This window comes from Niallia sp. CD-39, assembly GCF_059874745.1.
On sequence record NZ_JCBCPS010000001.1, the window covers coordinates 1,220,313 to 1,241,630 of the forward strand.

Below are 21,318 nucleotides of genomic sequence, written 5' to 3' on the forward strand. Positions count from 1 at the left end.
CTAGAGATTATAAGAGGATGAATGTCGTGGCAACAAGTATATTCGGTAACGCGAAGACTCCTAAACGGAATGCAGCATTCATTCGGTTTCTTTTTCCCTCTACTGTTTCAGCAGCAATGTTTGAACGCATTGGTTGATTTCCAGTAAAAACATTTAATAACATTGAGCTAATTAACATAGAACCAATACCTATTGCTCCAGAAACATAAATCGCAATATTGCGATCATCTAATAAATAGCTAAGTAACGATAGTAGCAAAGCAACAGTCACTCCAGTAAACATCCATCTTCTCATGATTTGCCCTCCATATCTATTTGAATTTTCTTTATTTTCATTCTTTTTAAATGGTTTCTTAATAGTATATTTTTCTAAAGCTTGATTGTATATACTTTTTTAAGAAAATAATGATATTTCTAAAATTCCTCATACAAAAAAGCCGGAAATTCATTCCGGCTTCAGACTGTTGACAAACGCTCGCATACGTCGTTGTTTGTCTCACTCGTCCTCTCATGAACCGTGTGTTCTATTCGGGTCTTCATTCGACCGCACGCCTAGTCTGACAAGCGTTTTCAAGACATTCTGAGGGTTTCTCTTATTATCAAAAAGTACTACGAAAAAAATGTAGACAAAGTCGAAATCGACTTTGTCTACAATCTCAAGCCGGAAATTCATTCCGGCCTTTTTGCACTTACATATATGATTTAATAACCGACCAAGCTTCGTCCTTACCTTGCCCTGTTTCAGAGGAAAAGAGAACGACTGGGTCATCACCCTCGATTTCTAACGTTTCTTTCGTTACTTTCAAATGTTTTTGCCATTTAGATTTAGGAATTTTATCCGCTTTTGTGGCAATAATGATGCATGGTATACTGTAATGCTTTAGAAATCCATACATCATCACATCATCGGTTGATGGGGGATGTCTTAGATCGACAATCATGATGACAGCCTTTAGCTGCTCTCTTGTCGTTAAATACGTTTCAATCATTTTTCCCCATGCTTCTCTTTCTTTTTTCGATACCTTTGCATAACCATAACCTGGTACATCAACAAAGTGCAGTATCTCATTGATTAAATAAAAGTTTAACGTTTGGGTCTTGCCTGGCTTTGAAGAGATTCGAGCTAACCCACGACGATTTAACATTTTATTTATAAAAGAAGATTTTCCAACGTTTGAACGGCCCGCTAATGCAAATTCTGGAAGGGCTGTTTCTGGATACTGCGCTGGCTTAACAGCACTGATGACTATTTCTGAAGATGTTACTTTCATTCTTTTCCACCATCCTGTATTGCATGCTTTAACACTTCATCTAAATGTGACACTAACACAAATTCTAGATCTTCGCGAATGCTTTCAGGAATGTCATCAATGTCTTTTTCATTATCTTTCGGTAAAATGATCTTCGTTAAGCCCGCACGGTGTGCACTTAGTGATTTTTCTTTTAGCCCACCTATTGGCAACACTCGGCCTCTTAACGTAATTTCTCCGGTCATTCCTACCTCTTTTCGCACTGGCTTACCTGATAGAGCCGATATTAACGCAGTTGCGATCGTAATCCCAGCAGACGGTCCATCTTTTGGGACAGCTCCTTCTGGAACGTGAATATGAATATCATTTTTCTCATGGAAGTTCGCTGGAATTCCAAGAGTATCTGCATTTGAACGAATATAACTAAAGGCAGCTTGAGCAGATTCCTTCATGACATCTCCTAACTTCCCGGTTAGAACAAGCTTCCCTTTACCAGGCGAAAGCGAAACCTCAATCTGCAGCGTATCACCACCAACAGTCGTATAGGCTAACCCTGTTGCTACACCGATTTGATCTTCCATCTCAGCCTGACCGTATCTAAATTTCGGCTTACCTAAAAATTCCTCTAAATTCTTTTCAGAGATTACAACTCTCTTTTTATCACCAGAGACGATGATTTTTGCAGTTTTTCTACAAACTGTTGCTAATTGACGCTCTAAGCCACGAACTCCAGCTTCCCTTGTGTAATGACGAACCAATTTCTTGATCGCGTCTTCTCGCAATTGAAGTTGTGCTTTCGTTAGACCGTGCTCCTTTATTTGCTTAGGAAGAAGATGGTCCTTGGCTATATGAATTTTTTCTAACTCTGTATACCCCGCAATTGTAATGATTTCCATTCTGTCGCGAAGTGGACCCGGAATCGTGCTGAGATTATTCGCTGTTGCAATAAACATTACTTTTGATAAATCGTAGGCTTCCTCAATATAGTGGTCACTAAAATTATGATTTTGTTCAGGGTCCAAGACTTCAAGCATCGCTGAAGATGGATCTCCACGAAAATCATTGGACATTTTATCAATTTCATCTAAAAGAAAAACTGGATTAATTGTACCCGCTTTTTTCATCCCTTGAATGATGCGACCTGGCATTGCACCTACATATGTACGGCGATGCCCACGAATTTCAGATTCATCACGTACCCCTCCTAATGAGGCACGAACGAATTTGCGATTTAATGAAGCCGCGATCGATCTTGCTAAGCTTGTTTTCCCAACCCCTGGAGGGCCCGCTAAACAAAGAATCGGTCCTTTTAAGGAATTCGTCAGCTTTTGTACCGCTAAATACTCCAGAACTCTTTCTTTTACCTTTTCCAGTCCATAATGATCATCATTTAAGATTTTTTCAGCCTTATGAATGTTAAGATCATCTTCTGTCGCATTACTCCATGGCAATGAAACAAGCCATTCTAAATAATTACGAATAACTGAGCTCTCAGCGGAACTTGTTGGAACTTTTTCATACCTTTGTAATTCTTTATAAGCTGTTATTTGAACATGTTCTGGCATTCCAGCTTCTTCAATTTTAGCGGTTAGATCGGCTACATCGCCAGTTTTTCCCTCTTTATCCCCAAGTTCTTTTTGGATCGCCTTCATCTGTTCTCGTAAGTAATATTCCTTCTGCGTACGTTCCATTGACTTTTTAACACGTTGACCAATTTTCTTCTCAAGGTTTAATACTTCTTTTTCATTATGAATGATCTCGATTATTTGATTTAATCTTTCTTTAATATCTAGGGTATCTAATATAGCTTGCTTTTCCTTTAGCTTCAACGGCAAATGTGACGAAATAATATCCGCTAAGCGCCCTGGTTCCTCGATATCAGCCACTGATGTAAATGTTTCAGTAGAAATCTTTTTCGAAACTTTTATGTATTGTTCAAAGTAATCAAGTAGCGTTCTCATTAATGCTTCGGACTCTACATCCTTTTCAGGATTATCTTCAAATGTAGATACTCGAACAGAAAAAAACGGCTCTTCTTCGTTAAATTCAGTAATCTTTGCACGTTTAATACCTTCTACAAGTACACGGATCGTTCCATTCGGGAGTTTTAACATTTGCTTTACACGTGTTAAAGTGCCCATCTCAAATAAATCATCCCAAGTAGGTTCATCAACTGAGATATCCTTTTGGGTTGTTAAAAAAATGTAATGGTCATCTACCATTGCTTTTTCAAGTGCCTGTACTGATTTATCACGTCCCACATCTAAATGAAGGACCATTGTTGGATAAACAAGTAGACCTCGAAGTGGCAGGAGGGGGACGATGATTTCTTCCTTTTTCGTCATATGACTACCTCCACAATCTTTATCAATTATGCTCATTTCTTTGTACAATTCTATCCTATTTATCTAATAGTGTCGACTGTTTACGTATAGAGATTTTTCAACAATTCATCACAGAATTGCTTATCACTCATACTCGAAAATAGTGACTAAAACCCATACTAAAGTCATACAAAGGATGATTTGTATTAAAAGTATATATAATGGCAAGGTTGATTGCTATGATTTAGCTCTGAAATTCGCTGATAATATCTTCTATTATTCAGTCTTTCTAAGATGAGGCTTCATTTGAAATTGTCTGTACATAACAAAATGGCCTTCTTAGAAAAAAACTTTCGGTTTGGTCATTCTTATCAAACCGAAAGTATTAATCTCTTTCTACATTGATTCTTTTTGTTCAATCTCAAATAAATGTGGGAGTTTTGTTTCCTTTACATACCCTTGATGCTGAACTGCAATATTCAACACATCTCGAAAGTTACTAACAGGAATTACTTTAATATCGGTGATTTCTTTTAAAACAGACTGTTCATTTTCTTTTGGTATAATCACGATCTCTGCGCCTGCTTTTTTAGCAGCCTTCACCTTCGGATAAACTCCACCTACTGGTTTAACAAATCCATGTATACTAATTTCACCAGTCATCGCAACATGATGATGAACAGGCAACTTATAAATGGCAGAGTAAATACCGGTTGCCATCGCTATACCAGCCGATGGACCATCTACAGGTACTCCACCCGGAAAATTCACATGAATATCATATTCATCTGCGGGAACACCCATTGTTCTTAGTACAGTAATGACATTTTCGATTGATCCTCTTGCCATACTTTTCCTTCTAATCGATCTGCTTTGACCACCAATACTTTCTTCCTCAACAATACCTGTAATCGTAATGGAACCCTTCTCCTTTGCAGGAATTACTGTTACTTCAATATCTAATAAAGAACCTGTATTTGGACCATGAACAGCTAATCCATTAACATGACCAATAGTAGGACTACTTTCAACCTTACGTTCCATTCTTGGGGTAAGCTGACTCGATTGTACTACCCATTCGATATCCTCGTCTTTAATAAAATCTCGATCCTCTGTAATTGCTAATCCTGCTGCAATTTGGATCATATTCACAGCTTCACGGCCATTTCTTGCATAAGATGCAAGTGTATGTAACCCGTGGTTCGAAATAGAAAGCTTTACTTTATCGGCAGCATTTTTAGCAACCTGCGTAATTTCTTCCTCTGTCAATTCTCTAAAAAAGACTTCCATACAACGTGATCGTATCGCTGGAGGAATCTCATTAGGTGTACGTGTTGTTGCACCAATTAAACGAAAATCAGCTGGCAGCCCATTCTTGAAAATATCATGAATATGCGTTGGAATTTGTGTGTTTTCTTCGTTGTAATATGCGCTTTCAAGAAAAACTTTTCGATCTTCCAAAACTTTTAAAAGCTTGTTCATTTGTATGGAATGAAGCTCTCCAATCTCATCAATAAACAATACCCCTCCATGCGCATTTGTAACCGCACCTTGTTTTGGCTGTGGAATTCCGGCTTGGCCCATCGCACCAGCACCTTGATAAATAGGATCATGTACTGACCCAATCAATGGGTCTGCAATGCCTCTTTCATCAAATCTTGCTGTTGTCGCATCCAATTCTACAAAAACAGATGCTGGCTTAAATGGAGACTTCTGATTCTTCTTTGCCTCTTCTAACACAAGTCGTGCTGCTGCTGTCTTTCCAACACCAGGAGGTCCATAAATAATTACATGCTGTGGGTTAGGCCCACATAATGCTGCTTTCAATGACTTAATTCCATCCTCTTGCCCAATAATATCTGCGAAAGAAGAAGGCCTTACCTTTTCAGCAAGTGGTACTGATAGCGAAATCGACCTCATTTTTCTTAATTGATCCATTTCTTTCTTCGATTCTCGATCAATTGAAACTTTTTGTGTTCTTTGACTTTTTAATAAATTCCAAAAATATAATCCAATCACTACTCCAAAAAATAATTGGATAATTAATGCAATCCCCGTCCACGTCATTATATTCCCTCCTGCTTTGAAGTTCTAGCTGATAAAAGCTAGTATCTCCTCTCGCAAAGTGGAATAAACAGACAAAAGAAGGAAATCAGTTGATCAGAAAAAAGCAGATTAGATTTTTAGTTACATGTTTTCTAAGAAACTTTTAATAACAGAGAATAAATGAAAAAGACTTTTAGGCGAGGCATGTAACTTCTATGAAGATCCGACTAGAACCCATTGTTCATGGTGGCTACTGTGCCTGCAATTGTTTTTCAATTATCTGTAACATCCTTATAAAAAAACACTCTCAAGCTCGACTTAAGAGTGTTTTCATTATAAAATTATGCAGATGTTTTACGTTCTTTATCAATAACCGTTCCGTCTTCAAGAAGCAGCTTAGGCGCAGCAGACGATGCAACCGTTTCATCCGTAATGATGCATTTCTTAATATCATCACGTGAAGGTAGATCAAACATTACATCAAGCATAATGCCTTCAATAATAGATCTTAAGCCACGAGCACCTGTTTTACGTTCAATCGCTTTTTTCGCGATTTCTTTTAGCGCTCCTTCTTCGAAATCGAGCTCAACATCATCTAGTTCAAGCATCTTTTGATATTGCTTAACAAGAGCGTTCTTTGGCTTTGTTAAAATTTCAATTAATGCTTCTTCGTCTAATTGATTTAAACTTGCGATTACTGGTAGACGACCGATGAATTCTGGAATTAATCCGAACCTTAATAAATCCTCTGGAAGTACTTTTGCAAGCAAGTCCTTCTCTTCGATGTCTGCCTTTTTGTTATCAGAGCCAAACCCAATCACCTTTTGACCTAAACGGCGTTTGATGATCTGTTCAATTCCGTCAAATGCACCACCACAGATAAATAGGATATTTGTCGTATCGATTTGAATAAATTCTTGGTGCGGATGCTTTCTTCCTCCTTGAGGAGGCACGCTAGCAACCGTACCTTCAAGAATTTTCAAGAGAGCTTGCTGAACACCTTCACCTGATACATCTCTTGTGATCGATGGGTTCTCAGATTTTCTCGCTACTTTATCAATCTCATCGATATAAATAATTCCTTTTTCAGCTTTCTCTACATCATAGTCTGCAGCCTGAATCAGTTTTAGTAAGATGTTTTCTACATCTTCACCAACATACCCCGCTTCAGTTAAAGACGTTGCATCTGCAATTGCAAACGGAACATTTAATATACGTGCAAGCGTTTGGGCTAGTAACGTTTTCCCACTACCAGTTGGTCCAATCATTGCAATGTTACTCTTTGCTAATTCAACTTCATCAATCTTACTATTCGAGTTGATACGCTTGTAATGATTATACACAGCAACTGCTAGGGATTTTTTTGCTTGGTCCTGACCAATAACATATTCGTTCAAAATATCACGGATTTCAGCTGGCTTTGGTACATCTTTGAATTCTACTTCTTCTTCTGTACCTAACTCTTCCTCAACAATTTCAGTGCAAAGTTCAATACACTCATCACATATATAAACACCTGGTCCAGCAACTAACTTTCGTACTTGCTCCTGTGTTTTTCCACAAAAAGAACATTTTAATTGCCCTTTTTCATCATTAAACTTAAACAAATCCTTCACCCCTTAAATGAAAACATTCTCATGTATGGAAACGAATCGTCATCAAAATCAAAGTAAGCCTATAAGACTTCTTTTAAAACAATTATGTATTGCATTGTATCACACTCATCCAGTAAATAGGAAATATTACGCTTCGTTTCAATCTATATATGTATGTTTACTTTTAAAATATGATTCATTCCATACAAAAATCAATATGTACTCCCTTAAGCTTAACCAAATACTGTTCATTCCATAAGTAGTTATAGGGTATAATCTAACTTAAACTAAAATTTACTTGTTCCCAAGCTCACTCTTTACAATCCCCATACATAGCTCGACACATTCATCACATATATAAACACCTGGTCCGGCAACTAACTTTCGTACTTGCTCCTCATTTTTACTACAAAAAGAACATTTCAGTTGTCTTCCTTCACCGTCAGTTTTAAACATGTATAATCTCCTCCCTTAATTAAACTCATTCTTTTTATTGACTTAAGAACTTGCTAAGCAAGGTAGACATTTAAAGAATTACGATCAAACAATTATGGAATGTATCACATCCTTAGTCGAGGAATGCTCATGACCTATCCCTATCTAGATGCCGTATTGTTAAATAAAAAGTGTAGGGATTTATTAAAACGCCTGCTTCTTACTATCTATGTACTTACTTTGATGGTATAAAACAAGGCACGATGAAATCGCGCCTTGTTTCACTTATTATATTATACAGTTTTGCTGTTTTCCACAAGGAAATCGATTGCTTTTTTCATTTTTAAGTCTGATTTTACGTTGTCGAAGCTTCCACCTAAAGCAGACTTGATTGCGTCAGCTTCCATGTTGTACATTTCAGCCATTTTTTCAACTTCTGCATTTACATCTTCTTCAGTTACTTCGATGTTTTCAGCATTTGCAATTGCTTCAACAGTTAAGTTAATGCGTACGCGTTTTTCTGCATCCGTACTCATCTGCTCGCGTAATGCAGCCTCATCTTGACCTGAGAATTGGAAGTAAAGCTCTAAGTTCATTCCTTGCATAGATAGACGTTGCTCAAATTCTTGTAGCATACGATCTGTTTCTGTATCAACCATTGCTGAAGGAATTTCCATTTCAGCTTGTTCTGCAGCTTTTTGGACAACTGTATCTTGTACAAAGTGCTCAGCTTCATGCTTTTTGCTGTGCTCTAATTTTTCTCTTGTTTTTGTTCTTAAAGCTTCAAGTGTTTCAACTTCTTCATCTGCATCTTTTGCAAACTCATCGTTTAACTCAGGAAGTTCTTTTGTTTTAATTTCATGTAGAGTTACTTTGAATGTAGCTGCTTTTCCAGCAAGCTCTGCAGCGTGGTACTCTTCTGGGAATGTTACTTCAACATCCTTAGATTCACCAGTAGAAACACCTACAATTTGCTCTTCAAATCCTGGAATGAATTGTCCAGAACCAAGCTCTAATGAATAGTTATCCGCTTTTCCACCTTCGAATGCTTCGCCATCAACAAAGCCTTCAAAGTCCATTACTACAGTATCGCCGTTTTCAGCAGCTCCACTTTCTTTCACTACAAGCTCAGCTTGTTTTTCTTGCAATGCTTTGATTTCGTTCTCTACTTCTTCATCTGTTACATCAGTATCAAATTTTTCAATTTCAATTCCTTTGTATTCGCCTAATTTTACTTCAGGTTTTACAGTAACTTTAGCTGTGAAAATTAATGCTTTTCCTTGCTCGATTTGTTCAACATCGATTTCAGGACGATCAACAGGCTCGATTCCTGTTTCATCAATTGCATTTGCATATGCTTCTGGTAATAAATAATCTACAGCATCTTGGTATAATGATTCCACACCGAAACGCTTTTCGAACATGCCACGTGGCATTTTCCCTTTACGGAAACCTGGTACATTAATTTGTTTAACTACTTTTTTAAATGCAGCATCTAAACCTTCGTTTACTTTTTCTGCATCTACTTCAATTGTAAGAACGCCTTCGTTCCCTTCTAACTTCTCAAACTTAGCAGACATACGTATATTTCCCTCCAAAAATCTATTGTCATTTCATTCATTTTGTTAAATGATACCTTTTCACATAATACAACCATTATATTATAACATAGGAATACAAGCTTTCAAGATTGAGACTATATTTTAACTGAAGAAATTTCTTCTAACCATCTCACTTCTTTAATTGCTGCCTCATATTCGTTAAGCGAAGCTCTATATTTCGAGGCAATTTCTTCATCTACTATTTCCCTGCCTTGATAAAGATAAACAATGGCATGATAGGCAGCAGCTAATGCTTCGGTCTCTTTATAACTTGTAAATGGGTATAGATAAAAATAGTGTCGCTTGACCATCTCAAGAACGATCTCATAGCTAACAGGATCTTCGTGAGACAGCTTGCTTTCTAATTCAGCGACCAGTGCTTGCATTTGTGGTATGTGCGGAAAAGGAGGAAGCTCTAATGGGATCACTTCTAGCTTCCGGCCAACTTTATTGACTATAATCTCTTCATTATAGTGATGCTCTTGCAATACATTTAGCAAAAGCGTTTTAAAAAACAGAGAACCTTCTTCGTCTTGAAGGTATTCAATGATTTGACCAAGCTGACGTGCAATATTTGACTTGGACAGCATCGACGCAATTTGAATTTGCTCATTTTGTTCTTTTACTGTCGAAAAATCAATTTCTTGCTCTTCTTCCTTCACTACATTTTGAGAAGTGTTATTCTCCATCCTTCGGCTAAAATCTAGCATCTTACTAAAATGCTCTAGCTGGCTACTCGGAATATTGCCTTCTTCTAATAACACTTCGATAATCGTTGTTACTTCTTCATATTCACCAAGCTGAACGAGGATCATAATGTACATATCCATCAATTCGAGATAATCTCCTAGCTGATTCGTCAGCATCTGCTTCAATTGTTCTTTTGCTTGTTGCAGCTTCCCTGTTTCAAAATATGCTAACGCTAAGCCAACATTCAATTCTCGATGGCTTGGATTTACTTCTAAGCCGCTTTCAAATAGTTGCATGGCTTCTTCGAAGTTCTTTGCTTGAATATGAGCCATTCCTTCCTCTAAGTATCTAGTTTCGACACCTGGGAAGTTAATAACATTATCTTTTTTGTTTGGCTGATCTCGTCTCCCCATAACCATTCGTCCCTTTACATTAACGTTTGCAGTAAGTGTAGCATGTGCTTTCTTAAAAAACAAAAATTATATAAAGTTCCTCAATACTTATATGAAAGCATCTTCGATAATCCCTTCGAGTGGACGATTTAGCGAAAATGTCGTAAGCAGCATTGTTTCTAGTGTTCGACTTACGCTTCACATGTCATTCTATTCCCGCAGGGCAAGGAATAATATTCGAATTGCCTCGCACGTAGAATATACAGAGCATTTTCAAGGAGTCACAGCCTCCCTACTAATCGAAGAATTATACACAGGTAACTTAACGCTGAATAGAAAGAGCATCATATTTCATCTTTTTATAACGAAATGATATGCTTACTTATCTTTAAAAAATAGACAAAGTCGATTCTCGACTTTGTCTACGCTTTAGGCTTGTAAATCATGTACCTGCTAAAAGCCAACCAATGTTATATAGAAATGAATGGTTTTCCTTTTTCAAATTCCCCAATTTTATCATCTAATTGAAGGGTGATCTCAATTTCGTCCCATCCGTTAATAAGCATCTTTTTCCAATAAGAGTCAATCTTAAATGAAGTTTGAAATATGTCTCCATTAGAGATGGTTTCGTTCTCAATATCAATAATTAAAAACAAGCTCTCCTTCGCGGCCTCTTCTAAAAGCCATTCTACCTGTTTCTTATCAAGAACAATTGGCAATAAACCATTCTTCAAACAGTTTTGATGAAAGATATCTGCAAATGATGGAGCGATAATTGCTTTAAACCCATAGTCCAGTAATGCCCAAGGAGCGTGTTCACGGCTTGAGCCACACCCAAAATTATCATTTGTAATCATAATTCCTGATCCTTGATTTTTAGGTTGATTAAACTCAAAGTCAGGATTTGGTGACCCGTCCGCCTTAAACCTCCAATCGTAAAATAAATAAGGGCCAAATCCTGTCTTCTCTATTCTTTTTAAAAATTGTTTTGGAATGATTTGATCAGTGTCTACATTTATACGATTAAATGCCACTGCTTTTGCTTCTATTCTATTTATTCCAGCCATGCTATGTCCTCCTTACTGAACGGATTGGGGCTTCAACATGTTTGTTACATCAAAAATTCTTCCATGTATAGCCGCTGCTGCAGCCATAATAGGACTTACTAAATGCGTCCTTGCTCCACTACCTTGTCGCCCCTCAAAGTTCCGATTAGATGTTGATGCACAATGCTCTCCACTCGGAACAATGTCATTATTCATACTCAAGCACATGCTACACCCCGAATCTCTCCATTCAAACCCTGCCTCTATGAAGATTTCATGTAACCCTTCTTCTTCTGCTCTTTTTTTCACGTGTTGTGAACCAGGAACTACGAGTGCTCGTACTTTAGGATGGACTTTATGGCCCTTAACAATATCACTTGCTTGGCGCAGATCCTCTAAGCGTGAGTTCGTACATGATCCAATAAAGACATGTTGAATATTAATATCCTCAATTCGCTGCCCTTCTTCTAAACCCATATATTGTAATGCTGCAACGAATGACTTCTTCTCTTGTTCAGTTTGGAAATTAGCGGTTGTTGGGATGGTATCTGTTACCTTTGATGTCATTGCCGGATTCGTCCCCCAGCTAACCATTGGTCCAATATCACCTGCTTCGATACGAATGACACGATCATACGTTGCATCAAAGTCAGAAGCCATCGCTTTCCATTGGTCTACGATACTTGCAAATTCCTTACCTGATGGTACATGCCTTCTTCCTTTTAAATAGGAAAAAGTTGTTTCGTCTGGACTGACTAGTCCTGCTCTCGCACCACCCTCAATTGACATATTACAAACCGTCATCCGCTCATCCATAGACATATTTCTGATTACTTCTCCAGCATATTCAATAATATGTCCTGTTCCAAAATCAAAGCCATATGTAGCTAAAATGTATAAAATGACATCCTTAGCCGTTACGCCTTGCTCTAACTTGCCATTAATATCAATTTTTAAGGTTTTAGGCTTTGTACGCCAAATGGTTTGTGTGGCAAGAACATGTTCTACCTCACTCGTTCCAATCCCAAAAGCAATGGCCCCAAAAGCACCATGAGTCGATGTATGGCTATCTCCACATACAATGGTTTTTCCTGGCTGTGTTAAACCAAGCTCTGGTCCGATGACATGAACGATGCCTTGATCAGGACTATCGATTCCAGCTAAAGTGATGCCGAACTCATGACAATTCTTTTCTAATGTAGTCATTTGAGTCAGGGCGACTCTATCTTGAATATCATAGCGATTATCGGTCGGAATGTTATGATCGACTGTTGCAAACGTTTTATCTGGTCGTCGCACTTTTCGATTTTTCATTCTTAATCCTGAAAAGGCTTGAGGTGAAGTTACTTCATGGACTAAGTGTAAGTCAATGTATAATAAATCTGGTTTCCCTTCTTCTTGGTGAACAATATGTTGATCCCAAATTTTTTCGATAATAGACCTTCCCATCATCAATCTCCTCTCGACTATTTATTTAGTAGAAAAGATGCCGATTAGTCGACATCCTCACTTGTTGCTATTACGCATACGCACTCATGATGTGGATAATCGCTTCTGAATCCAACAGCATGCCTTTGACTTCTTGAACCATTTCATCAGTGGATACGGTCGTCTTTCCAAAATAGGCAATATCTTTTGTTCTAAAACCCGCATCAAGAACTTGGGTTACTGCTTTTTCCACTTCAAGTGCTTCCTCTTCAAGCCCAAAGGAAAGTCGTAGCATCATCGCTGCAGATAAGATCATTGCTAATGGGTTTGCACTATTCTTCCCTGCAATATCTGGTGCAGATCCATGAATTGGTTCATATAAATATGGTCCATCTACTGAAATACTGGCTGAAGGTAGCATTCCTAACGAGCCAGTCAATACGGATGCTTCGTCACTTAAAATATCTCCAAACATATTTTCTGTTACAATCACATCAAATTGCTTCGGATTTTTCACGATTTGCATCGCTGCATTATCAACAAGCATATGCTCAAGCACAACATCTGGATATTGGATAGAAACATCCTCTGCTACCTCTCTCCATAGCCTACTGGATTCTAAAACATTTGCTTTATCAATGGATGTCACTTTCCTCGATCGATTGCGCGCAAGTTCAAAAGACAGCTTTAAAACTCTTTCCATTTCTGTCTTTTCATAATAAAGTGTATCAACGACTACATCCTCTCCATTATGACTCTTGCGTTCACTAGGCTTCCCAAAATATAAGCCACCGGTTAATTCTCGTACCATTAACAAGTCCACGTCCTCAATGTACTCTTTACGGAGTGGAGAATTTTCAGCTAAGCTTTCATAATAATGTGTTGGTCGTAGATTCGCATATAAATTTAATTCTTTACGAATTTTCAACAAGCCTCGCTCTGGCTTCAAATGCTGTAGGTTTTGATCCCATTTTGGTCCACCTACAGCCCCAAGTAAAATCGCATCGCTTTTTTTGCAAAGTTCAATTGTTTCATCTGTTAAAGGGGTTCCAAATTTGTCAATCGAAGATCCACCAATCTCACCATACACAAATGTGAATACATGCCCAAATCGTTCCCCAACAGCTTGGAGAATTTCAACAGCCCCATGCGCAACCTCTTTGCCAATGCCATCACCTGGTAGTACCGCGATACGCTTTTCCATTTTTATCCCTCCGAATTTTTTTATTATGATGATTGATGCACAAATTCACTATTTTTATTAGTTGTATAAAAGATGCGATTCACTGCATTTAAATATGCTTTTGCCGAAGCTTCTAGTACATCTTGAGCAAGGCCCCTTCCACTTGTCTCCACACCCTCGTAATTCAAGCCAACATACACTTGAGCAAGTGCATCTCTACCCGCTCCAACAGATTGAATACGGTAATCGAGCAAGTTCGCTTTTCCATTGATGCATTTTTCTAATGTGTTATAAAGTGCCTCGATGCTTCCAGCTCCAGTACCTGCCTCTTGGATCAATTCATTGGAACGACCTGATAATGTGACCGTTGCTGTCGGGACATTATTTGTTCCGTATTGCACTTGAATCTGAATTAACTCGTAATAGCGTTGATCCTTTGACATCTTTTCTTCTAAGACAATGGCGACTAAATCATCATCTGTCATTTCCTTTTTGCGATCTGCTAAATCTTTAAAAATCATAAATAACTGATGAATCTCTTCTTCTTGAATGACAAAACCAAGCTCATGTAAGCGATTTTTAAATGCATGCCTTCCAGAATGTTTGCCTAAAACCATTGAATTCGACTGGTAGCCTACCAATTCAGGAGAGATGATTTCATAAGTTGTTTTTTCCTTTAAGACTCCGTCTTGATGAATGCCTGATTCATGTGCATATGCATTACGACCAACTACAGCTTTATTCGCTGGAACGACCATTCCTGTTAACTTGCTTACGAGATTGCTCGTTCGGCTAATTTCATCTAGTTTAAGATTCGTTTTTGCTCCATAAAAATCTTTGCGAATATGCAAAGCTACTGCAAGTTCTTCAAGTGATGCATTTCCTGCTCGTTCACCAATTCCATTAATCGTCCCTTCGACTTGTGTCGCACCGTTTTCAATCGCAGCTAAGGAGTTCGCAATCGCCATGCCGAGATCATCGTGGCAATGAGTAGAAAGTGAAACTTTATCAATAGAAGGAACGTGTTCTCGCAAGTAGTTGAAGATCGCTCCGTATTCAGCTGGTGTCCCATACCCAACTGTATCTGGAATGTTTATTATTCTGGCTCCTGCTTGGATAACTTTCTCAACAATTTCCGCTAAGAAAGGAAGCTCCGTTCTTGATGCATCTTCTGCTGACCATTGAATCAACGGAAATTTCTTTGCTGCATGCGTTACAGATGCAACTGCAGTTTCAATCACTTGTTCTTTCGTCATTTTTAATTTGAATTGTCTATGGATTGGTGAAGTTGCTAAAAATGTGTGCAGTCTAGGCTGTTCACCTGCTTTTAATGCTTCCCATGCCGTATCAATATCAGTTAATACCGCTCTCGCTAGTCCTGTCACGGATGATTGCTTTATCGTTTTAGCAATTGCTTCGACTGAGGTAAAATCACCTTTTGACGCTGCAGGAAACCCAGCCTCAATGATGTCAACATGTAACCGCTCTAGCTGCTTCGATATTTCTATTTTTTCAGAAAAATTTAAGTTTACCCCAGCTGACTGCTCTCCGTCACGCAAAGTTGTATCGAATATTTTAATGGTTTGCACTCACAACCACTTCTTTCTTCTTAGTGTTCGGTACGACAAACGGCATCATTTTACGTAACTCTTTCCCAACTTGTTCAATAGGATGCTGTTTTTCGCGTTCATTCACTGCATGAAACACAGGACGATTTGCTTGGTTTTCTAAAATCCAACCTTTTGCAAACTTTCCGTCTTGAATGTCTTTAAGCACTGCTTTCATTTCTTCCTTCACTCTTTCATCAACAACTCTTGGTCCACTCGTGAAGTCACCCCATTGTGCTGTATCTGAAATCGAATACCTCATATATTCAAGACCACCCTCGTACATTAAGTCAACGATAAGCTTTAACTCATGCAAACATTCGAAGTAGGCGAGCTCTGGCTGATAGCCTGCTTCTGTTAACGTTTCAAAGCCTGCTTTCACGAGCGAAGTTAAACCTCCACATAGTACAGCTTGTTCCCCAAATAAATCGGTTTCCGTTTCTTCTTTAAATGTTGTTTCTAAAGCTCCTGCTCTTAAGGAACCAATCGCTTTTGCGTATGCAAGTGCTAATTCCTTCGCTTCTCCCGTAACATCCTGATAAACTGCAAACAATGCAGGTACTCCAGCTCCTTCTTCATATGTGCGTCGAACCAAATGTCCTGGACCCTTCGGTGCAACGAGCAATACGTCACTTTCCTTCGGTGGGACGATTTGATTAAAGTGAATATTAAATCCATGTGCAAAAAGGATAGGTTGATTCGTTAAGTTTGGTTCAATTTCCTCTTTATAAACTTTTGTTTGTAATTCATCTGGTAAAAGAATCATGACGACGTCTGCTTGGGCAGTAGCTTCTCTCACAGAATAAACTTGAAAGCCATCTGCTTCCGCTTGGTCCCAAGACCTTCCTTTTCGGAGTCCAATCACAACCTCTACACCACTGTCTCTCATATTCTGAGCATGAGCATGACCTTGAGAGCCATATCCAATTACTGCAACCTTTTTTCCTTGTAAGTAAGTCTCATTTGCATCCCCGTTATAATACATTTTCGCCATATTCATCATTCTCCTTTTACGTTCAAATTTATTGTTTATACAATCGAGATCGACTTTTGTCCATTCACAGCTCGTTGTGTACCACGAACAAAAGCCGTTGTTCCAGTACGAGCCAATTCTTTAATTCCATATGGTTTAATTAACTCAATGAACGCTTCAATTTTCTCTGATTCTCCTGTAATTTGAATCGCTAAGCTTTCTTTGCTAACATCGATAATTGTCGCTCGAAACGGTTCAATCAATGAATAAATTTCATTTCTCGTGTGGGGAGATGATTGAACCTTGATCAGAGCCAATTCTCTTGCCACAATTGATTGATCCGATATATCAGTTACTTTTATGACATCGATTTGCTTGTTTAATTGTTTCGTAATTTGTTCGCTTGCCTGTTCATTATCAACATGGATTACACAAGTGATACGGCTCATTCCCTCATGTTCGGATAACCCGACTGAAATACTTTCAATATTGTAATTTCGTTTAGAAAACAAATTAGTAATTCTATTTAAGACACCAGGTCGATTTAAAACAGTTAAGCAGATGACTCTTTTCACGGCTTTACACCTACCATTTCGTGCAACCCTTTTCCTGGTGCAATCATTGGGTATACATTTTCATCCGCATCTACATGAAGATCGATTAGCATTGGTTCATTATTTAATAACGCACTTTTTAATTCTCTCTCCATTTGTTCTTTTGTAGAAATTGTAATGCCTTTTATATCATAAGCTTCCGCTAGTTTGACAAAAGATGGCTGAGACATAAACTTACTATGTGAATAACGCTCATCATAGAAAATCTGTTGCCACTGCCTTACCATTCCAAGTGAACGATTGTTTAAGATAATGATTTTTATCGGTAAATTTAACTCCCTAATCACACCTAGCTCTTGTGTAGACATCTGAAAACCACCGTCTCCTAAAACAGCAATGACTAGAGCATCGGGTTTAGCAATTTGGGCACCAATGCTAGCTGGTAAACCAAAGCCCATCGTGCCAAGTCCACCTGACGTAACCCAGCGGTTTGCTTCCTTAAACTGATAATACTGAGCTGCCCACATTTGATGTTGCCCAACGTCTGTCGTTACGATTGCTTCTCCATCTGTAAGCTTATAAACAAGTTCCATCACGTTTTGTGGCTTCACCTTTTCACTTTTTTGATCATAAAAGTATGGATATTCCTCTTGCCAACCCTTTAATGCTTTCATCCACTCGATATGCGTCGGCGGTTTTCCAGATTGAGCAATCATTTGGATTAAGGCTTCCTTTGCATCTGCTACTATTGGAATGGCTGTTGGAACATTTTTTCCAATCTCAGCTGGGTCAATATCAACATGAGCGACAGTCGCTTTTGGTGCAAAGTGGTCTAAGTTACCTGTTAGCCGATCATCAAATCTTGCACCGATGTTAATAAGCAAGTCACATTTTGAAAGAGCCATATTCGCTGTGTAACACCCATGCATTCCTGCTAATCCAAGTGCTAGTGAATGATCTGCTGGAAACCCTCCAAGACCGAGTAACGTGTGAATGACTGGAATCTGTTGCTGCTCTGCATACTGTCTCAATTCTGCTGACGCCTTCGCATGTATCACTCCTGCTCCTGCTAAAATAACAGGCATTTTCGCTCGACTTACCGCTTCAGTTAGTTTTCGGATTTGCAAATAATTTGGTTGAGTAGTAGGCTGATATCCTGGAAGATGGATTTCTTGTTCAGCTATCTCGTTTAAGACTGGAGTTGCTGCAATATCTTTTGGAATATCAATTAATACCGGTCCTGGTCGACCACTAGAAGCGATATAAAAGGCTTCCTTTACAACTCTTGGAATATCTTCAATCTTACGAATTTGATAGTTATACTTTGTTATTGGTGTTGTAATCCCTAAGACATCTGCTTCCTGAAACGCATCCGATCCAATGACACCCGTTGCAACTTGCCCGGTAAATACTACAAGAGGCAATGAGTCCATCATCGCATCAGCCAAACCTGTCACAACATTCGTTGCACCTGGCCCAGAAGTAGCGATGACAACGCCAGGCTTTCCTGAAACTCTTGCATACCCCTCAGCTGCATGAATTCCACCTTGTTCATGTCTCGGTAAGACGTGTAAGATTTTCGAATGATAAATCTTATCATAGATTGGGAGCACCGCCCCCCCTGGGTAACCAAAAATCACTTCTACCTTTTCATCCTCCAGCGCCTTTAACAATAAATCTGCACCAATCTGCGGTTGCTTCCTTTCACTTTCCCTTTCAGACAATGCCGCTTCCTGCAACATGCAACGGTAACCTCCCTCATTTTTTCAATATAAAAAGCCCTTTCATCCCTAAAAATTGCCTGTCGGCATAGGGATGAAAAGGCTTTATGACCTATTCCACGGTACCACCCAAATTCACGCATTTTGCGTGCTCTCTAACAGCATGATTACTGTTTCTTTTGATAACGAGTGATGAACACTCGGCAAGCCCTACTAAAGTCTGTTCAGGCTCACACTCCGAGGTGAGTTCAACTTATACGAGAATTACCGGTTTCCAGCACCTCCGGCTCTCTGTTAATTCTCATTGTATAAACCTACTTATCCTCTTCATCGCTTTAAACCATTAAATTTTGATGTAAAAAAAACAACTGCAAATCATGGTGTTTATTTATTTTTGTTATGCAAAAGCTTTGTTGAGGACTATCTTACGCCCAATTTAAGAAGACGTCAACAGTAAATTTGAGAATTATTTGATAATTTTGATTAATCAGTTTAATTGTATACGCTTACATGCTTACCAGTGTTGACTTTGAAAAAAAAGAAAAAAATTGTGAGACTAACTCAAATAAAGCGCCAATCAACAGCCTAATTATTTGGATTTCATTTTTAGAATTTGGCGGATTGTAACGGACATTGTCGATATTCTTTTTACTCATTTCCTACTAGGACAACCCTTGCTATGGAAATACTAATGGCAGAAAGATCACAATTTTTTTAGGAGGTCTAACGATGAAAGTTTACATTGTTAAGGAGGATGGTACAGGTAAAAGAAAAGAAACTCATATTGAGTTGCCGGCCCAATTTCTTGTAGCTACTGTAGCAGCGATCGCATCAATTATCACTATTATTACGAGTATGTAAACGTTTAGAGCCGTACTATTCGTAGTGAACTGTACGGCTCATTTTCTGCTATTCTTGTAAAAATTCCCTTAGACTTGGCATGAGCTGCTTCATCTGCTTTTGCCCATTCTCATAAAGATGCAAAAGCTTGTCACGATTCCGTTCTACTCTTCCAACTAATAAAGGCTCTTCGGAGCTTACTACAAATAGATTGCCTTTCTTCTCTTCTTCTCGAATAAACGCAAGTGTATCATTGTATACATCATGTCGTTTTTCAACTGCCTTTAGTAGACCTGGATACATTTTGTATTTCCTCTTCATATACCAGCCGAACGACTGCGGTTTCTTCATATAGTCGCGCTGCTGAGTGAGAATCACAATGTTTTTCTTATATCCGTCGTCAATCGCCTTTCGGATTGGAATTGGGTCCGAGATCCCTCCATCCATAAGTGAGCGATTGTCGAATGACACTACCGGTGCAACGAAGGGTAAGGAGCTTGATGCACGTAAGATTGTTAATAAATCCTCTGGGTACTCAGATTTCTTATAGTAAATCGATTCTCCTGTTATGCAGTCTGTTGTGCCTACAACAAACTCCTCTTCTGCTGCATGATATGTTTGAAAGTCGTATGGTGCTAACTCATTCGGTAGCCGATCAAATAAAAAATCCATTCCAAATAACTCTCTTTTTTTAAAGTAGTTCCGATACGACAAATATTCTGGATTATCTAGAAAATCGAGATTTACTGCACGGTTTCGTTCTTTTTGTCTTGATATGTAGGAAGATCCGCTACATGCCCCAGCCGATACACCAATTACATATGGCAAATACATTTCTTCTTCCATGAGTACATTCAAAATGCCCGCTGTAAAAACGCCTCTACTTCCTCCACCTTCAAGCACTAAACCTGTTTTTACCAATGTTTGTGTTCTCCTTCCTTTTAACAATCAGCTATGTGTTTAAGCCAATTCGAATGTTTTGTACTTTACTCATTTGCGCTACAAGCACTGCACTGCGCGTATCATTTTAATAATTTATTCAATCTATTTTATAGGTCTTTAATAGAAACTGCAATCTGTTCACCCTATTATACTTAGCCTAAGGTTCCTTATATTATAACAAAAATTGGATAAAGTATAGATTATCTTTTCCGCTGTGCACTGTTTCTCCATAAGCATAAAGAAAAACCCATTCCAAAAGGAATGAGTTTAATGGGTAGTGTATGTAGTAAATAATGGCGTCCCAGGAGAGATTCGAACTCCCGACCCGTCATATTCGACGTTATAAACTCGTAATACCTAGCGCTAGTTGAATCGGTCATTGAGCGTTCAACTGACCGTTTGAGTAAATCTTAGCATTTTCTTCTATTATATACAAGCAGATAAACGGACAATCCTACGCAAATTTAAAGTTAATTTCGCCAGAATCGCTCTCACAAGCGTATGTAAAGCGGAAAGCGCCCGAAGGCACTTCCGAATATCACGCATCCGGTAAGCGCAATCGTTCAGCGCCATTATTAAACGACAACCAAAATTCCATTACGCCCCTGCCTCCCTCGCTTGTATAAGTTCACGTACGATAGCTTTCCCGATTTTGTCAATGTCTGCTTCTTCTCGCACGGTGAATTGATTG

General features: G+C 38.6%; 16 protein-coding genes, 1 pseudogene and 1 other annotated feature. Of the genes and pseudogenes, 1 reads left to right on the plus strand and 16 read right to left on the minus strand.

From position 1 onward, the window contains the following. Positions 1 to 7: 7 nt before the first annotated feature. From AC6F34_RS06240 to ilvB, 15 genes and pseudogenes are all read right to left on the minus strand, one after another. Positions 8 to 295 carry a DUF5316 family protein gene (locus tag AC6F34_RS06240; RefSeq protein ID WP_500770032.1) on the minus strand — a complete coding sequence of 96 codons (288 nt, stop codon included), beginning with the start codon at positions 293 to 295 and terminating at the stop codon, positions 8 to 10. A 394-nt stretch (positions 296 to 689) separates the two neighbouring features. Then, the gene (gene yihA / locus AC6F34_RS06245) at positions 690 to 1,271 is read right to left on the minus strand and encodes a ribosome biogenesis GTP-binding protein YihA/YsxC (RefSeq protein WP_500770034.1); all 582 of its coding nucleotides are present in this window, start codon (positions 1,269 to 1,271) and stop codon (positions 690 to 692) included. Then, on the minus strand, positions 1,268 to 3,595 hold the full coding sequence (lon, locus tag AC6F34_RS06250) for an endopeptidase La (RefSeq protein ID WP_500770036.1): 2,328 nt from the start codon (positions 3,593 to 3,595) through the stop codon (positions 1,268 to 1,270). Before lon ends, yihA begins: the two co-directional genes overlap by 4 nt. 375 nt (positions 3,596 to 3,970) lie before the next feature. Then, positions 3,971 to 5,641, minus strand: a complete 1,671-nt coding sequence (gene lonB / locus AC6F34_RS06255; RefSeq protein WP_500770038.1) for an ATP-dependent protease LonB — start codon at positions 5,639 to 5,641, stop codon at positions 3,971 to 3,973. Between the two features lie 320 nt (positions 5,642 to 5,961). Further along, the gene (gene clpX / locus AC6F34_RS06260) at positions 5,962 to 7,227 is read right to left on the minus strand and encodes an ATP-dependent protease ATP-binding subunit ClpX (protein ID WP_500770040.1); all 1,266 of its coding nucleotides are present in this window, start codon (positions 7,225 to 7,227) and stop codon (positions 5,962 to 5,964) included. Between the two features lie 285 nt (positions 7,228 to 7,512). After that, positions 7,513 to 7,671 (minus strand): annotated as a pseudogene (locus AC6F34_RS06265) (ClpX C4-type zinc finger protein); the annotation flags it as partial. Positions 7,672 to 7,943: 272 nt separating this feature from the next. Continuing rightward, positions 7,944 to 9,230 carry a trigger factor gene (tig, locus tag AC6F34_RS06270; protein WP_500770042.1) on the minus strand — a complete coding sequence of 429 codons (1,287 nt, stop codon included), beginning with the start codon at positions 9,228 to 9,230 and terminating at the stop codon, positions 7,944 to 7,946. 116 nt (positions 9,231 to 9,346) lie between these two features. Next, positions 9,347 to 10,354 carry a tetratricopeptide repeat protein gene (locus AC6F34_RS06275; RefSeq protein ID WP_500770043.1) on the minus strand — a complete coding sequence of 336 codons (1,008 nt, stop codon included), beginning with the start codon at positions 10,352 to 10,354 and terminating at the stop codon, positions 9,347 to 9,349. A 449-nt stretch (positions 10,355 to 10,803) separates the two neighbouring features. Continuing rightward, a complete protein-coding gene (leuD, locus tag AC6F34_RS06280; protein ID WP_500770045.1) occupies positions 10,804 to 11,400 on the minus strand; it encodes a 3-isopropylmalate dehydratase small subunit in 597 nt (198 codons plus the stop codon). Between the two features lie 12 nt (positions 11,401 to 11,412). Further along, the gene (leuC, locus tag AC6F34_RS06285; RefSeq protein WP_500770047.1) at positions 11,413 to 12,828 is read right to left on the minus strand and encodes a 3-isopropylmalate dehydratase large subunit; all 1,416 of its coding nucleotides are present in this window, start codon (positions 12,826 to 12,828) and stop codon (positions 11,413 to 11,415) included. A gap of 70 nt (positions 12,829 to 12,898) precedes the next feature. Further along, entirely contained in the window at positions 12,899 to 14,011 is a 1,113-nt protein-coding gene (leuB, locus tag AC6F34_RS06290; RefSeq protein WP_500770049.1) for a 3-isopropylmalate dehydrogenase, read from the minus strand. 23 nt (positions 14,012 to 14,034) lie between these two features. Next, a complete protein-coding gene (locus tag AC6F34_RS06295) occupies positions 14,035 to 15,579 on the minus strand; it encodes a 2-isopropylmalate synthase (RefSeq protein WP_500770051.1) in 1,545 nt (514 codons plus the stop codon). After that, positions 15,566 to 16,591: a ketol-acid reductoisomerase gene (gene ilvC / locus AC6F34_RS06300; protein WP_500770053.1), complete on the minus strand. Its 1,026-nt coding sequence runs from the start codon at positions 16,589 to 16,591 to the stop codon at positions 15,566 to 15,568. The genes AC6F34_RS06295 and ilvC overlap by 14 nt, the downstream gene beginning before the upstream one ends. A 35-nt stretch (positions 16,592 to 16,626) precedes the next feature. Continuing rightward, entirely contained in the window at positions 16,627 to 17,145 is a 519-nt protein-coding gene (gene ilvN, locus AC6F34_RS06305) for an acetolactate synthase small subunit (protein WP_500770056.1), read from the minus strand. Next, positions 17,142 to 18,866: an acetolactate synthase large subunit gene (gene ilvB / locus AC6F34_RS06310; RefSeq protein ID WP_500770058.1), complete on the minus strand. Its 1,725-nt coding sequence runs from the start codon at positions 18,864 to 18,866 to the stop codon at positions 17,142 to 17,144. Before ilvB ends, ilvN begins: the two co-directional genes overlap by 4 nt. Before the next feature lie 66 nt (positions 18,867 to 18,932). Beyond that, positions 18,933 to 19,185 (minus strand) — a binding site (T-box leader). A 389-nt stretch (positions 19,186 to 19,574) separates the two neighbouring features. Between ilvB and AC6F34_RS06315 the strand changes: the two genes are divergently transcribed. Continuing rightward, positions 19,575 to 19,706 (plus strand): hypothetical protein, encoded by a 132-nt coding sequence (locus tag AC6F34_RS06315; RefSeq protein WP_500770060.1) that lies wholly within the window; start codon positions 19,575 to 19,577, stop codon positions 19,704 to 19,706. A 48-nt stretch (positions 19,707 to 19,754) separates the two neighbouring features. Here the strand turns inward: AC6F34_RS06315 and AC6F34_RS06320 are convergent, their stop codons facing one another. Then, positions 19,755 to 20,606, minus strand: coding sequence for a patatin-like phospholipase family protein (locus AC6F34_RS06320; protein ID WP_500770062.1), 852 nt, complete (start codon positions 20,604 to 20,606; stop codon positions 19,755 to 19,757). Between the last annotated feature and the right edge of the window lie 712 nt (positions 20,607 to 21,318).

Coding starts and splice junctions, on each gene's coding strand:
- AC6F34_RS06315 (WP_500770060.1), top strand. CDS start 19,575: ATGAAAGTTTACATTGTTAAGGAGGATGGTACAGGTAAAAGAAAAGAA.
- lonB (WP_500770038.1), bottom strand. CDS start 5,641: ATGACGTGGACGGGGATTGCATTAATTATCCAATTATTTTTTGGAGTA.
- leuB (WP_500770049.1), bottom strand. CDS start 14,011: ATGGAAAAGCGTATCGCGGTACTACCAGGTGATGGCATTGGCAAAGAG.
- tig (WP_500770042.1), bottom strand. CDS start 9,230: ATGTCTGCTAAGTTTGAGAAGTTAGAAGGGAACGAAGGCGTTCTTACA.
- AC6F34_RS06275 (WP_500770043.1), bottom strand. CDS start 10,354: ATGGGGAGACGAGATCAGCCAAACAAAAAAGATAATGTTATTAACTTC.
- yihA (WP_500770034.1), bottom strand. CDS start 1,271: ATGAAAGTAACATCTTCAGAAATAGTCATCAGTGCTGTTAAGCCAGCG.
- leuD (WP_500770045.1), bottom strand. CDS start 11,400: ATGGCTGGAATAAATAGAATAGAAGCAAAAGCAGTGGCATTTAATCGT.
- ilvC (WP_500770053.1), bottom strand. CDS start 16,591: ATGGCGAAAATGTATTATAACGGGGATGCAAATGAGACTTACTTACAA.
- leuC (WP_500770047.1), bottom strand. CDS start 12,828: ATGGGAAGGTCTATTATCGAAAAAATTTGGGATCAACATATTGTTCAC.
- AC6F34_RS06240 (WP_500770032.1), bottom strand. CDS start 295: ATGAGAAGATGGATGTTTACTGGAGTGACTGTTGCTTTGCTACTATCG.
- lon (WP_500770036.1), bottom strand. CDS start 3,595: ATGACGAAAAAGGAAGAAATCATCGTCCCCCTCCTGCCACTTCGAGGT.
- ilvB (WP_500770058.1), bottom strand. CDS start 18,866: ATGTTGCAGGAAGCGGCATTGTCTGAAAGGGAAAGTGAAAGGAAGCAA.